The organism is Sphingopyxis sp. BSNA05 (assembly GCF_013265645.1).
Lineage (GTDB): Bacteria > Pseudomonadota > Alphaproteobacteria > Sphingomonadales > Sphingomonadaceae > Parasphingorhabdus.
The window spans coordinates 1-13496 of the sequence record NZ_PYIA01000008.1 but is presented as its reverse complement, the minus strand read 5'-3'; the positions used below and the strand labels follow the sequence as shown (position 1 = coordinate 13496).

Below are 13496 nucleotides of genomic sequence, written 5' to 3'. Positions count from 1 at the left end.
ACATACTGCCGGTGGTGGTGGAGGCGGTGGTGGCGGTGGTGCCGCTGGTTCGCCGCCGAAGTTGTAGATCAGGCTACCGAGGATCGAGTGGCTCGAAACATCGGTAGAGACATCGCGACCAAGCGAGTCGACCAGATCAACACCGGTGGTGTTGAAATAACGATATTTTAGACCAACGTCCCAGCTGTCGCTGATCGGAGCGCGAACACCGGCGAGAGCCTGCCATGCGAAACCGGTATCGGAATCGTCAAGCCATGGAGAAGCGATGATGTTGGTGAGTTCTGTACGAGCAACACCAACGCCGCCGCCAACAAAACCCTGAAGGCCGTCATCAGCACCGAAGTCAACCAGGCCGTTCAGCATGAAGCTGAGCGCGTTGACATCGCCGTTTGTCGCCGTGAAATATCCGGCATTTCCGGAATTTCCGAGACCAGGAATAAACGCGCCGCCGAGAACCGGGGTCGTACCGATAAGGTCGCTGGCGCTAGCCTGCTTGTAACCGACTTCAGCTTCGAGGCGGAATGATCCGAAATCATAACCGACTATTCCGTCAAAATCATATCCTGTGTCATGATCGATGCTGGCGGTATTTTCGATACCAGCAATATCAAGATCAACGTCTTCGACAATCATCGCACCGCCCTCGACACCGACATACCACTGGCCGTCACGGGCCAGGGCAGGTGTTGCGAGCGCTGTGGAGGCAAGCGCCATTCCTAAGGCAAGCTTCCGCATTTATATTCCCCTTCTCAATTAGGTTCTAAATTCACGCCGCTTTCTACCCGCTTGATCTTGCCAGTGCAAGCGACCAAATTGCATAACTGTTGCGAAAATGTCGCCATTTTCAATATTTAACCCAAAAATCGGCCATAATCTCGGTGGCATAGCGAAATTCCGCGTGTCTGTGGCTCTGGAGAGTCGCTTTTACAGGCCGGACAGCAGAATCCCCTGCGCGACAAGAGCCGCCAAAATCGAATCGATAGCCTGGCGTGCCTCGTTGTCAACCACGCTGCCCGCTGCCGGATTTGCAATGGCCTCGACCGGTTGCCAGGAACCGCGATACACCGCGAAGCTTGCCGTTGGCTCGATATAGACCCGCATCATCGCCAGCGGTGCGATGAAGGCCCAGCCGTTTCCCGTCCAGCCGGCAATATGATCGTCATGCCCCTGCCAGTCATTCGTGGCGCCCGGCGCGACAAGCCATGACTGCCCGGGCAGCGGCTCGATATTTGACGGATCGCTCTCGATCCCCTGCACGGTCGGGTGGATCAGAAAGTCGATTCGGGTCAGCGCCTCGTTGTGGAACAGTTCCTTGTGCGCCTGCCCTGCTGCCAGCAGCGGAATTTCAAACCGAGCGGTTTCCAATATTGCCATGATAGATCTCTTTTCAGCTAATGGTTGAAGGCGAAAACCGGCGGAGTCACAGCGGAATTGCAAAGGCCAGCGCGACGGACCGGCCAGAGGCACCGATCTGGAAAATTCTGACGTTGATATTCGTGCTGTTCCCGCTAATGAATGGCGCAATCTGGGCGGCGGAAAGGATAGCCTGCTCCTCCGGCGTTTCCAGCGAAACGCTCGCTGCCGATCCACCGTCGGCTGCCAGTTCAATCCGATATTGCTCGACCTCCTCGGCCAGCGGCACATCTACATGATCGGACCAGTTTGTCCCTGCACGGGACCGGCGGGTCCAGCGGATCTGAAGATCGCCGCCATCGAGAAATTGCCATTCCGGATGCACGGGAGACCAGGGAAGCAGGGCCCGCCCGGGTGAGTCGACCATCGCCGAGACGGGTGCCGGATCATCGCGTCCCACAGCGTGAAAGATTGCGGGAGCAAACGGCGCGTAAAAAGCAGGACCGATTTCCAACATCGACCCGCCGTCGAGCAGGACAAAATCCTCGCCCGCACCATGTGTGGCAATTTCAGCTTCTGTCCCGCCCAGCCCGCGGATCAGCCGGGATAGGCGAAAACGCCCGTCTCCTAGCGGAATGGCCACCGCGAACTGGATGATCTCCCGCCCGATGAGGGCGATATTGTGTCCGGCGAGCAACCGGCCATCGTCCGCCTGGACCAGATTCATCTGCGGATTGTGCAAGGCCACTTCGATCTGGTTGATCTGGTCGATCAGGGACGGGTTTGCGGTAGCGAGCGTCCCGACCGTGGTGCCCATAACCGTTGGTGCGGGAATCTGGCCGACATATTCGCCGGACGCATCCTCCGGTCCGGAGGCAAAGAGCTGTGCGTTCCGCCATCCGGAATCACCGGCCGCCGCGGCATAAAGTCTGGCTGAGTCCGAAACGGCGGTGGGCGCATCGAGGGCGAAGGGCAAATCGACGAGGATCAGTCGAGTCAGGCCGGCGCGGAGATCCGGATCCGAGATGATCCGGCCCTGGTCGGATTCGACATTCAGCAGAGCCTTGTCCGCGCGCATCCGTATCAGCGAGAGCTGCGCGCTGCCTGAGCCAATCTCGCATTCCCGGACCCGCCACAAGCCCCTGAAACCAGCGATTTCCACCAGCATGGCGGGACGGTACAAGCGGCTGCTCAGGGGCAAGGAAACCTGCAGGATCGAGCGTTCGGCATATTCCGACCACAATCCGATCGTGGCAATTTTCTTCGCCTGATCTGCCGATATCGCCGCGGGGAAGTCCCGTACGAGCGCCATTCTGCCGGCACCCCCTCGGAATGCGGTCTGGATTCCGGACTGATAATCCCGAGCCGGATCATAATAGCGCAGCGACAATTGCCTCGGCGTCGCGGAAATGGCGGCGGTCCGCTGGGCGGGTAGCGCAATTTCCTGCATCCCGGTCGCACTGAGAAAGTCAGCGTGAACCGTCACAGCCGGTTCATCGTTCGCAGGAGCGCGCGCCGACGCGGCTATTCGGTCGATCGCGTTCGGGTCCGACGAAAAGGAGAGCGCGATGGAATCGGTGAGCGCTCGCAATGCAGTCTGCCGGTCTTCGCCGCCAGCCGCAAAACCTGTTAACCTGTCAGCGGATGACAGGACAATGAGCTGTCCCGAAATATCCGCGATGATATCGGCAATCGCGACCGAACCGTCATCGCCGATCACTTCGAAGGTTAGCGAGGGGATCCGGTTGCCATATTCGGTCAGGTCCATGTCTTCGAAAACGGCCAGCGCCAGGCCGCGATAGGCGGGTGTCCCGCCGCCCGCTTCCGCACCGGCCATCAGTCCGTCGACGGACTGGTCTTCACCACCCGGATGAAAGGCAAAGCCGGTTTCCGTCTTGAAATCTCCGGCGGCGCCACGGAATATTTTCCCGTCCGCCCAAATCCGGCCGATTGCCTTGATCCGGCGGCTCGACAGAGCAACCGCGAAACAGGCGGAATAGCTGTAGATCGTGGTGCTCGGGCGTCCCTTGCCGCCACCCTCGCGGGAACGCGTTTCCTTCAGATCGGTCGCCCATATCACCGTTCCGGCAACCCGCATCCTGCCGAATATACGGGGGACCTGGGACCCGTAGCTCGATGTCTGGACGGCCAGTTCCTGCAGCCGCGGTCCCTCGCGGCCTTTCGGTTTGAACAGGATATTCTGATCGACCTGCTGACCGATGATAGCCCCGATGGCGCCGCCGATAGGCCCACCAAATGCGGTGCCCACGGCGCTCAAAACCAGTGTCGCCATTCAATCCTCCGTCAGCCTGAATATCGCGACGATCGGCCATGGTGCCTCGCCGGGGCAGAACACGACCTTGCCGAGACCGGCATGGGCGTGAACAAATCCGTCGCCAGCGCGGATCAGGAAATGCCATTGGACGGGACTGGGCCTGACCAGAATAATATCGCCTTCGCACAGCTCCGATTCCGGCGCAAAGCGGGTAAATCCGGTCTCCGCCATGAAGGCGCTGATCGCATGTTCGGACCCGCCGCGGATCGAATAGCCGTTGGGCGCATCGCATTCAAAATCGCCAGCCAGCAGGCATTGCTGCGCAAGGCCGATGCAATCCAGCCCGGTTTCCTCGTCGCGGCCGTGCAGGCAGAAGCGCGCACCACAAAGGGCCAAAGCCTTGTCCACCATTTTCCGTTTTCCTTTTCCGGGGGAGGTCATGCGCCGGGATATCTCGTCAGCAGATCATTGCCCGGCAGATAAGGCTCGCCGCGAAAATTGATGCTGTTGCCAAAACGGTCACGGCAGGTTGCGAAATTCTTGTTACAGCCTTCGGTGAGCAGAATGTTTGTGCCTGGATCAACGGACTGGGCGGGCCGGTCTGCCAGCCGCACGACGCCCGCTTCCCCGTCGACTATCGCATAGCTTAGCCCGCAATTCGGGCCGTTCAGAAAACGCAGAGAACCAAACGCAAAATCGGATGCGGCATCCCCGAGTGCCTCGATTGTAACTGCGTCACCGTCCACCGCCAATATCCGGCCCTCCCGCTGATAGCGGTGCAGGCTGAGCTTGCACTGGCGGTCGCCAAATTCGGCGCGGCAGGTCGGCGAGGTCACGGGCGCAACCGGCTCGTCGAGAAAGGATGTCGCACCCAGCATCTCGACCGTGAAACTGTCACCCGACCGCACGATCTCTCCAAATTCGCCGCAAATCAGCGGCAGTGGCTCGGCCTCCGGCTGCTGCCAGTCGACCAGCGCAATATAGAGCAGCGCGCCGTCCCAGCGCCCGGCATCCAGATCTGTTTCGGCAATGGCTGCGCTGGTCATCACGCCCGCTATCTCGACATTGTCGATGTCGAGACTGTCGGACAGCGCGATCGAAGAGGGCACCATCCCCGGGGCTGCGCGATAGCGAATCCCGTCGATGACAAGGTCGCGGTCGTGCGAGGTAAAGCCGAGCGCGATGCCGTCTGCACGCACCAATCGCCAGAGATAGGCGCTGGTCGTGACCTCCCGGTCCAGCCAGTCGAGACTCATGACGGCTCCCGGACCTCGACCAGCAGCACCTCGGGAATATCGCCGGCGAGGAAGGTTGCGTGGTTCACGGTCAACTGGTCGCTTTCGAAACGGACCGGCACATCGAACAGAAAGCCGGCGGTGATATCGCTATTGTCGGCGGGCGGGCTGTCGAAGACGACGGTTCCCGTCTGCCCGAGGGACCAGCCGCCGGCAGTCTGGCCATTGACGGCTACCTGCAGCGTTTCCGGGTCGGGGCGGGTGATCCGCCTTTGCTGCGGCTCGTCGGCGGGATCACCGTAATTTTACCAGCGGAAATGCTGTCCGCTGGCCATCCCCCTTGCCGAGATACTGGTCGGTCGGCGCCGGTTCCCCGACCATGTCATGCGAGCTATGGTCATAGGGATCACGGAAACGAAAGGCTTTCGCCGCTCCACGCCGCGCGCGGAAGAAAGCGATCAATATCCGCAATTCGTCTTCGCTCCGGACGCCCGGCCCGACATCAAATTCGAGCCGCGCATCGGCCCAGTCGCTGTTGCGTTTCTCGTGACCGGAAATGGTCGTCACGATATTGGTGGAAAACCCGGCGACACGCTGGCCCCCTGGCCAATTGCGAGCGGGAATTGCACGTCGTCGAAGGCGTTCACATCCTCCTCCTCTTCCTGAAAATAGGTGAATCCGTCTCGCGCCACCTGCGGCTGCGCCCAGATGAAAATATCAGCCGTGCCTCTCGCATGCGCGTCAGCAATGGCGTCCACCATATGGCTCCAGATGAACCGGTCCGCCGGTTGCAAAACGAAGCCGGAGAAATATTGCTGCTGTTCAACCGGATAGCCCAGCCTCTGGGTCGCCAGTTCGATCCCGCTTCTGGTGGCAGAGCGATTGCCGGCAATCACCCAGTCATAATCTTCCAGCTGCAATATATCGAAAGCGGGATATGCCCAGCCCACGGGCAGGTTGGCCCGCTTGGCCTCGGGAGCCTGCTCGTCCAGAATCGTGGGCAAATAGACCAGCAGCAGGGTCTCCACCGGCGTCGCCCCCGCTTCGTCTTTCACCGCATCCAGCAGAGCGGCGGTCGACGCCGCCAATATCGCGCCGGCCTGATCCAGCATGGCATTTTGCGCCGCGGTCTTCGGTCCGTCGATACTGGCAATGCTGACCGAATTTTCACCAAAGGCCGCGCTGGCCGCATCGTCATAGAGACAAATACGCTTGTCCGGCATGATCCACCACCATGGCTCGCCCACCTGAAAGCGGATCGCCGCGCCCGCATCCCGGGCAATGGCGATAAAGGCCCGCGCGACGGCCTGCAGATAGTGCATCGCGTCGCCATTGGCGGGCGAAAGCAGGGTCGATGGCGGCTCCCAGCCGGTCAGCGCCGGATCGCCATTTTCCGCCCGCTGCTTCCAGTCGCTCCAGCAATGGGCGTCGAACAGTTCGTAGGACAGCGAGAGGATCACCGAGAAGCCCATCGCTTCCGCGCGGGAAATCAGGTCGCGGTGCCAGACCGTTGCCGGCTGGTTGATCGCGGCGAATTCCTCACCCGCTTGCGGCGCCGAAAGGCTGACATAAAGCCCCTCGCCAATCGTTTCGAGCCGGAAATAATGACTCATCCCCAGATAGTGATTGATCGACCCGCGATAACCCAAAGCGCGCGTCATCCGCAGCAGGCGTTCCGGCGTCTGGTTGAAACTGTCATCATAGGCGGTGGCCATCGACAGACCATTTTCCGGCACCATGATATCGCCGACTTCCAGCACCGCGCCCTGACCGTCGGTCCGGATCGCGCTCATCTCGACCCAACCAATTTTCGGCGCCGTATAGCGCGTGCTCAGTTCGTCATATTCGGGCGGAATGATCGAAATGAACAGCCGGTCGATATCCCCGGGAAAGACCGGATCGGCCTCTCCCGGCAGCAGAAAGCCACCTTCAACTTTGGAAAATTCTATCGAGATTTGCGCATCGGTCGGCGTGCCGCTGGCATAGTTCCACAACCGGACATACCAGGATTTCGGATCGCCCGCGGCATCCCGCCCCTCAATGGTCAGCGTCGGACCGTCGACCGCATCGAGCGGCATGATCCCGGAAGATCGCCAGCGAAATTCCCATTTGAGCCGCGAATAGTCGCGCTCCGTTTCATAGGCGAGCAGCGGATGATCAAGCGTATCTTCGCTCTCCCAGATCAGCCCGGCGAGATCATCGCTATTGTAGAAGACCGCATCCACGCGCAGCGCATCTGCAGCGGTCGTGACCACCGATGCCATCATCGGGCGCGGGAAATTGATCGTCCAGAAACGGGGATCGAAGCGCTGGATGTAGCTGCTCCGCTGCCCGGTTCTTTTCTCGGCGAGCCAGAATCCCATATCAACCCGCCTTTGCGCTCAGCACATTGCGCACCGCGCGCGCCACCTGCCGGCTCGAGCGACGCATCTGGTCGGGCGCGCTGCCCTGGCCGTTGTCGGAAATATTGATCGTAAGCCGGATATCGGGGGCAGCGCGGGCCGCCACCGGCGGTTCGATCCGCCCCGCTGCCGTCGGTACGAACAGCTCGGGACCGCGCTCTCCGACCATATAGGCGCGGCCGCCCGTCACCGGACCGCCCGTCGCCCGCCCCGGCGCTCCGAGAAAGGCGCTCAGCAGGGATGTTCCCAAGTTGAGCAGGCCGCCGCCTGAACCGGACGAACCACCGCCAAAAAGACCTGGCAACCCGTTGTTGATCGCGGCGCTGGCAATATCGTTCATAACCGAAAGGGCCACGCGGCGCAGATCTTCAAAATCGAGTGAACCCCGGCGAATGGCACGACTGAGCGTGCTCTCCAGAGTCGATCCCGCCCGCTCCAGGCCCGAGGCAAAAGGGCCATCAAGCTGCCCTTTCATATCGGCCACATCCTTGGCAAAACCGGCGGTATCGGCGCGCACGCTGACCACCAGCCGTTCGATTTCTTCATCCATCGGGGAAAGCCTCTTTCAGTTTTTCGAGTTGTTCGGTGCCGAGTGGAGCCTGACCGGGCCCGCTGCCGGCGAAGACCGAAAATATGGTCGCCAGTTCAGCCGGCGTTGCGCGCCAGAACTGGTCGGGTGTCCAGCCGAAGACGGCGGAGACTGTGCCGGATAATCTTTGTACCGAAGATGAAAAATCATTGTGCCCCCGCGAAGGCGGAGGTCCATCTCGGAACAGATCGTCTGTCGAACCAATGGGAGATGGATCCCCGCCTTCGCGGGGACACGCTTCACTCACCACCACCCGACAATATCTGCTTCAGCAAGATCTTCAGCGCCGGCGTCACCCCGGCCAGCCCCAGCTTCATCATCCCCTCGCCCAGCTGATCGCGGGTCAAATGCTCGGGTCGATCACTTGCGACATGCCAGAACAAGGTAACGATTTCCGACAGCAGAAGACGCCCGCCCGCTGCCCGTTCTACCAGATCGAATAGCGACCCCAGATCCTCTTCCGCCGCGACCAGGGCGGCAAAGCTGGGCCGCAGGATCAGGCGCGCGCCGTCAATGACAATCTCTGCCTCGCCGCGCAGGCGATTGGCGGGCCGGTCAGACACAGGCGATCGCCCCGGAGCTTTCGAGGCTCAAAGTGTAACTGCGCTCGCCATTATAATCGCCGCTATAGTCCAGCCGCGCGACGAGAAAATCGCCCAGCAACCGCTCGCCACCCTCGAAGCTGAGTTCATAGGCATCGATGATACCGCCGAGCGCATGATTCTTGATCCGCATCTCCGCGTCCGAGCCGGTAAAGACTCCCGCCCCGGAGACCGATACGGAGCGCACCCCGCGCCCGACAATAATTGCCGCCAGCCGCCGCTGTCCTTGCTGGTGATCGCTACCGGTTCGCCATTGATCGACATCTGTGTGGTCCGCAGACCCGCGATGGTCGTGTAGCTGACGGGGCTCTCGCCATCGCCGATTTTCAGGAGAAAGGCGCTGCCTTTTTCTGCTGCCATATTCCGTTTCCTTCATGTTGGTTGTTGTGCCCCCGCGCAGGCGGGGGCCCATCTCGTGCCGCTTGAATTGCGCACAAATATCGATTGTTCGTGGAGCCAAGGTCGGGAGATGGCCCCCTGCCTGCGCAGGGGCACTATTCCCTCAAAACCCTCGCGCGATACTCGACCAGACCATTCCACGGGCTGATCGCGCTGCGCAGAACGCGCGTGCGGCGAAAATCGAAGGTGACGATCTGCCAGCCATTAGGATCATCCAGTCCCGGTTCCAGAGCCTCCTCGACCAGCGCCATCACCCGGTGCAGGCGCGCCGCCGTCTCGCCGTCGTCGTGAACGGTCAGCGCAAGGCTCAACTCGCGGCCGGCACCACCCTTGTGGCTCCAGTCGAGCGAGGCTCCCGTCGCCAATGCGATATAAGGGAAAGCCGCACGCGGCGGCGGACCGTCGAATATGCCGCTGACCAGGCCGCTCAACGACGGATGCGCCATCAACTGCGTCACCAGCTGCTGCTGCACCGCTTCCAGCGCGCTGCTCATCGTACGGCCCGCATCAGAAAGGCGACATCGCGCAGGCTGCTATTCCCGATCAGCCGCTGTTTCAGCCGCCGGCCTTCCACCTGGACTCCTTCGCCAGTTTCAGTAACCCGCACATCGCCCGGCAATTCCTCTGCCAGCAGTGACTTGATCTCGGATTTAGCGCGGGCCAGCCGCTGGCCGGCAATCGCCTCCCCGCGCTTCTGCAATTTTCCATCATCTTGTCTCTTCCGCCTGCAATATGGTTTTCGGGACCAGACGGTGCTCCAGAATCACGCTTGAAATGGTCATTATCCGGTCCCCCCAGACCAGCCGGTCGCCCGGTTTGATCACCTGGGTCTCGCGCAGGGTGAACCGCCAGCGCGGCATCGCCGAGCGGCTCTCCGCTTCGCTGGCCGTTCCGCCGTGCAAGGCTTCGGCAGCCGCCCAGAAGACGCCTACGGTAAGATATTGCGGTTCGGCGGACCCCAGCGCATCGCGCCCGTGACTCTGCCGCTCGATTGATATGCGTTCGCGCAAGATTCCGGAAAATTCCTGTCCCATCATGCCATCCTCATTCGGCGAAAGGGTCGCCACAAGGCGGTCACCGCGCTCGGCGGACCACCGGCGTCAACACCGTCGCGATTGGCGTAGAGATAGCCCGCCATCCGCACGATCCCCTGGCGCAGGCCCGCAGGCAGCTCGTCCCAGTCCGTCGCCAGACCGGCGCTATAGGCCACACGGATCCGCGACCCGCCGTCGCTGCGGTGCAGCCTGATCCAGCCGATACCGTCGCTGTCGATATCGAGGGCATAGTCCTCGACCGCAAACGCCGCCGCGATCCCGTCCGCGCCCACCGCCTCGACCGAAACAATCGACTGCACCGGCAGCCGCTTCAGCTTCTGCCACTCGCGCCGCGCCGGCAACATATCGGTCACCGATCGCGCAATCAGCATCTGGCCGGTAAAATCCTCGCACAAGGACGCGGCGCTGCGCACAAACGCATCGATCGCGGCATCATCGGCCTGATGATCAATCCGGACAAAATCCCTGACCTCTGCGATCAGCGCTGCCGGCAAATCCGGCCAGTCTGCAATGGGGAAGCTCACGGTCGCGGCATCCTTTCACTTGGGTTTAGAAATATGCGCCCGCGCCGGATCGAGAGGGGGAGCAACCGGCACGGGCGCGCTGCGCCAAAGCGCAGCAAGGGCTTCAGTCAGAAGGCTTCAGGAAGCGCTGAACTGCATCAGCTTGATCGCTTCCGAATTCATGATCTGCCCGCCCACGCGCTTCGTCGCGTAGAAATGGACGAACGGCTTGTTGGTGAACGGATCACGCAAGATGCTGGTCGCGCTACGTTCGGCGATCAGATAGCCGGCGCGGAAATTGCCGAAGGCAATCGACAGGCTGTCCGCCGCGATATCGGGCATGTCTTCGGCCTCGACCACCGGATAGCCGAGCAAGGTCGCGGGCTGGCCACTGGCGAGCGAAGGCTGCCACAGAAAGGCACCGTCCGCCGTCTTGAACTTCCGAATATGCGCCAGCGTCGAGCTGTTCATCACGAAGGATGCGCCCTGCCGGTAGGCGGGACGCAGCGTGTGGACCAGATCGACCAGCACATCTTCGCTGTCGAAACTGCCAGACGCGCCCGACGGCACATATTGCAAAGACCCGAACGCCCGCACGTCATCACTCTCGTCGGTCACCGTCGCGTTGAGAAAGCCGCGCGGCTGGTTGACGCCGGAGCCGCCAACAAAAGCAGCCCCTTCGGCCTGGGCAAATTCGCGGGCGATCTCGTCCGCCAGCCAGGATTCGACGTCAAAAGCCGCATCATCGAGCATCGCCTGCGACGCCGCCGGATTGGCGTACAGCTCGCCGCTCGGCGGCGCGATCTCGTTGAAATCCGGCGTATCGGTTTCCGGACGGCCGGCGTTCTCGCTGACCCAGCCGGAGGGCGTGCCGCCGGTGGTGACCAGCTTGCGATAGCCGGCCGTCCCGGTCTGCACGACCGTCGCAATCGACCGGATCGGCGAGATATCCTTCAGCGTCGCCCCGATCAGCGCATCGATCTCCTGCGGCACGGCAAAGCCGCCCTCGGGTCCGGACGCACCGGAGAAGCTCTTCAGTTCAACACCTGCCTGCTCGCCACGGCGAAGATATTTGGCGACAAAATCCTGCGCGGCAGCCGAAGAGGGCATCCCCTTCGCGCCATCCAGCGCGGGCCGGGCCGAAGCCTTGGAAATATCGCTCATCTGCACCTTCAGGCCATCCACATCGGTGCGCAATGATTTGATCTGATCGCTCTGGCTGGCGACATCCTCGGCCATCAGCACCGCGTCGAATGACGCTTCAAGCGGGTCGGCCTTGGTTTCGAATTGGGGAGAATCTGTCATGTCTTTCCTTTCCTGTGGGCAATAAAAAAGCCGCCCGGTGAGGGGCGGCTCGGGGTTTTCAAATTGTCCGGCTCTATTCGGACAGGGCGTCAGCAGCCTGCTGCAGATAGGGCATCACCGGCTCCAGCTCGTAGCCTTGTGTTTTCTCGACCATTTCGCGCAGCCAGGCCCTGTGGCCGCTGCCAAAGATCAGGATTACCCGGTCACCCGGCTGGGTCACCTGCACCAGCTTGTTGAATATTTTCGCGTTGCGCATGAACCAGTAGGCGGCGAGTTCGGCGCCCGTCTGTTTTTCACCCTGCCCGATGGTCATGATGTTCCAGTAGAAATCGTCCGGCAGTGTGTCGCCATTCCAGAACATGAGCAACTCCGGAATGGTCTTGCTCTTCTGCTCCTCTTCAAACCTGGCCATCATCGCACCGAAATCCGACATGATCTTGAGGCGTTCGGCCTCGCCGGTTTCCTCGGCCTGTTGCTGGACGCGGCCATAGGGAAAATAGTCCGGTGCTCCCTCTGACGGCTGTTCATCAATCGCATAGACTCTTTCAATGCCAGCAGCATGGGCGACCCGATAACCCATTTGCACCACTTCGTTGCGTTTCCTGGCCAGATCCTCCGGCTTGAAGTCGTCAAAGCCCGCATCCGCATAAGGCGGCTTGGCCCTTGCTTCGACGGCGACAACCGTCGGTCGGAATGTCTTCAGCGTCTCCGCCAGCGCCGCAAGTTCCTTCTGCCGCTTGGGTGTCAGCACATCATCGGCTTGCGGATTGTTCAGATCAGCACCCGGATTGGCAAAATGATAGGCACCCAGCACCATCACCCGGACGGGTTCGCGCGCTTCTTCGGGGATATTTTCTGCAAGAGCTGGCTGAATCGCAAAGCAAAGCGCCGCCAGGGTGGCAATAAGGGCTTTCATCGATCTTTCTCCTTTGTGTATTGCCGCAATAATACACTGGGACAGGAAATTTTCAAGTGAAACCAGCTCGTCCATCCACATGGTGAACGCGCGCCCATGGCTGCATCGGAAATGTCACCAGCGACACTTCCGCCACATCGAGATCCAGTAGCTCGCGCGGCTCCCGACCGGTTGAGCGGTTCACCCGATAGCCGAAACTCAACCCCCCGAGAGCGCCGCTCGCCAGACCGGCCACCGCATCCCGCCCCGCCCGCGTCGCGGTCGATATGGTCCCGATCACCCGCAGTCCGCGCCGGTCCTCGCGCACATAGTCGACGCGGCCGATCTGCTGGCGCGGATCATGTTGCCAGAGCAACGGCAAGGATTGCCCGTCCGCCAGATCGCCGAACGCTCCCGGCCGGATGATATCGCCGCCCTTGTCGATCCGGTTGAAGATCGCGGCATAGCCTGCAAAGCGCACGATGTTTGCGGGTTCCGTTCGCCCTGAGCCTGTCGAAGGGCCTTTTCCGGCAAAAGGTGCGTCGACAGGCTCAGCACGAACGGGCGTCTGCACAACCATCACGACACCAGATGTCCCAGCCCCAAGCGCATCGCGATCCCGACCAGCAGCAAGGCCAGCGTCCCGCGAATTATCCAGCGGATCGCCGCTTTCCACGCGCTCGCCTTCGCGTCGCGCCAGGCGCGCAGCAGCTCGCGCAATTCATCGATATCATCCTCGGCACCGGGATCAGACAGCCCCAACCGGTCGAGCACCCGCACCGCGCCGCTATCTGTCGCCTCCTCGACAATCGCGCGCAGCGTCACCAGATCCGCGCCATCGCCTTCCGCCTGCGCCATCAGGCGGGCGAGCATTTCTTCGTTT

16 protein-coding genes and 2 pseudogenes are annotated in these 13496 nt (G+C 61.4%); all 18 read right to left on the bottom strand.

What is annotated here, in order from left to right; all coding sequences use genetic code 11:
* Positions 1–735 (bottom strand): outer membrane protein (locus C8024_RS00880; protein ID WP_173202608.1); only part of this gene is annotated, 735 nt, incomplete at its 3' end.
* A gap of 189 nt (positions 736–924) precedes the next feature.
* Positions 925–1374, bottom strand: a complete 450-nt coding sequence (locus C8024_RS00875; RefSeq protein ID WP_173202607.1) for a DUF2793 domain-containing protein — start codon at positions 1372–1374, stop codon at positions 925–927.
* Positions 1375–1420: 46 nt separating this feature from the next.
* Entirely contained in the window at positions 1421–3646 is a 2226-nt protein-coding gene (locus C8024_RS00870; protein WP_173202606.1) for a phage tail protein, read from the bottom strand.
* On the bottom strand, positions 3647–4039 hold the full coding sequence (locus C8024_RS00865; protein ID WP_173202605.1) for a peptidoglycan endopeptidase: 393 nt from the start codon (positions 4037–4039) through the stop codon (positions 3647–3649).
* 26 nt (positions 4040–4065) lie between these two features.
* Positions 4066–4884: a DUF2163 domain-containing protein gene (locus tag C8024_RS00860; protein ID WP_173202604.1), complete on the bottom strand. Its 819-nt coding sequence runs from the start codon at positions 4882–4884 to the stop codon at positions 4066–4068.
* Positions 4881–7226: pseudogene (locus tag C8024_RS00855) on the bottom strand (DUF2460 domain-containing protein). Before C8024_RS00855 ends, C8024_RS00860 begins: the two are co-directional and overlap by 4 nt.
* 1 nt (position 7227) lies before the next feature.
* A complete protein-coding gene (locus C8024_RS00850) occupies positions 7228–7815 on the bottom strand; it encodes a tail tape measure protein (RefSeq protein WP_173202603.1) in 588 nt (195 codons plus the stop codon).
* Complete coding sequence (locus tag C8024_RS22685; RefSeq protein ID WP_367947082.1) at positions 7808–8104, bottom strand: phage tail assembly chaperone; 297 nt, start codon at positions 8102–8104, stop codon at positions 7808–7810. The genes C8024_RS00850 and C8024_RS22685 overlap by 8 nt, the downstream gene beginning before the upstream one ends.
* Entirely contained in the window at positions 8094–8417 is a 324-nt protein-coding gene (locus tag C8024_RS00840) for a gene transfer agent family protein (RefSeq protein WP_173202602.1), read from the bottom strand. The genes C8024_RS22685 and C8024_RS00840 overlap by 11 nt, the downstream gene beginning before the upstream one ends.
* Positions 8410–8816: pseudogene (locus C8024_RS00835) on the bottom strand (phage tail tube protein). Before C8024_RS00835 ends, C8024_RS00840 begins: the two are co-directional and overlap by 8 nt.
* A 134-nt stretch (positions 8817–8950) precedes the next feature.
* Positions 8951–9349, bottom strand: coding sequence for a DUF3168 domain-containing protein (locus C8024_RS00830; RefSeq protein WP_173202601.1), 399 nt, complete (start codon positions 9347–9349; stop codon positions 8951–8953).
* On the bottom strand, positions 9346–9555 hold the full coding sequence (locus C8024_RS00825) for a hypothetical protein (RefSeq protein WP_173202600.1): 210 nt from the start codon (positions 9553–9555) through the stop codon (positions 9346–9348). The genes C8024_RS00830 and C8024_RS00825 overlap by 4 nt, the downstream gene beginning before the upstream one ends.
* A 7-nt stretch (positions 9556–9562) precedes the next feature.
* Positions 9563–9889 carry a head-tail adaptor protein gene (locus tag C8024_RS00820; protein WP_173202599.1) on the bottom strand — a complete coding sequence of 109 codons (327 nt, stop codon included), beginning with the start codon at positions 9887–9889 and terminating at the stop codon, positions 9563–9565.
* On the bottom strand, positions 9889–10434 hold the full coding sequence (locus C8024_RS00815; RefSeq protein WP_173202598.1) for a hypothetical protein: 546 nt from the start codon (positions 10432–10434) through the stop codon (positions 9889–9891). The genes C8024_RS00820 and C8024_RS00815 overlap by 1 nt, the downstream gene beginning before the upstream one ends.
* Before the next feature lie 117 nt (positions 10435–10551).
* Positions 10552–11652 (bottom strand): phage major capsid protein, encoded by a 1101-nt coding sequence (locus C8024_RS00810; RefSeq protein ID WP_254305437.1) that lies wholly within the window; start codon positions 11650–11652, stop codon positions 10552–10554.
* 139 nt (positions 11653–11791) lie between these two features.
* Positions 11792–12634, bottom strand: a complete 843-nt coding sequence (locus C8024_RS00805) for a DUF5694 domain-containing protein (RefSeq protein WP_173202596.1) — start codon at positions 12632–12634, stop codon at positions 11792–11794.
* Positions 12635–12686: 52 nt separating this feature from the next.
* Entirely contained in the window at positions 12687–13094 is a 408-nt protein-coding gene (locus C8024_RS00800) for an HK97 family phage prohead protease (RefSeq protein ID WP_367947081.1), read from the bottom strand.
* Between the two features lie 98 nt (positions 13095–13192).
* Positions 13193–13496: DUF6127 family protein (locus tag C8024_RS00795; protein ID WP_173202595.1), on the bottom strand; the 304-nt coding region annotated here is incomplete at its 5' end.

Bases quoted from the DNA above. Each gene is read 5' to 3' on its own strand.
- C8024_RS00810 (WP_254305437.1), bottom strand. From the start codon at position 11,652: ATGGCCGAGGATGTCGCCAGCCAGAGCGATCAGATCAAATCATTGCGC.
- C8024_RS00870 (WP_173202606.1), bottom strand. From the start codon at position 3,646: ATGGCGACACTGGTTTTGAGCGCCGTGGGCACCGCATTTGGTGGGCCT.
- C8024_RS00820 (WP_173202599.1), bottom strand. From the start codon at position 9,889: ATGGGACAGGAATTTTCCGGAATCTTGCGCGAACGCATATCAATCGAG.
- C8024_RS00875 (WP_173202607.1), bottom strand. From the start codon at position 1,374: ATGGCAATATTGGAAACCGCTCGGTTTGAAATTCCGCTGCTGGCAGCA.
- C8024_RS00830 (WP_173202601.1), bottom strand. From the start codon at position 9,349: ATGAGCAGCGCGCTGGAAGCGGTGCAGCAGCAGCTGGTGACGCAGTTG.
- C8024_RS00805 (WP_173202596.1), bottom strand. From the start codon at position 12,634: ATGAAAGCCCTTATTGCCACCCTGGCGGCGCTTTGCTTTGCGATTCAG.
- C8024_RS00865 (WP_173202605.1), bottom strand. From the start codon at position 4,039: ATGGTGGACAAGGCTTTGGCCCTTTGTGGTGCGCGCTTCTGCCTGCAC.
- C8024_RS00860 (WP_173202604.1), bottom strand. From the start codon at position 4,884: ATGAGTCTCGACTGGCTGGACCGGGAGGTCACGACCAGCGCCTATCTC.
- C8024_RS00850 (WP_173202603.1), bottom strand. From the start codon at position 7,815: ATGGATGAAGAAATCGAACGGCTGGTGGTCAGCGTGCGCGCCGATACC.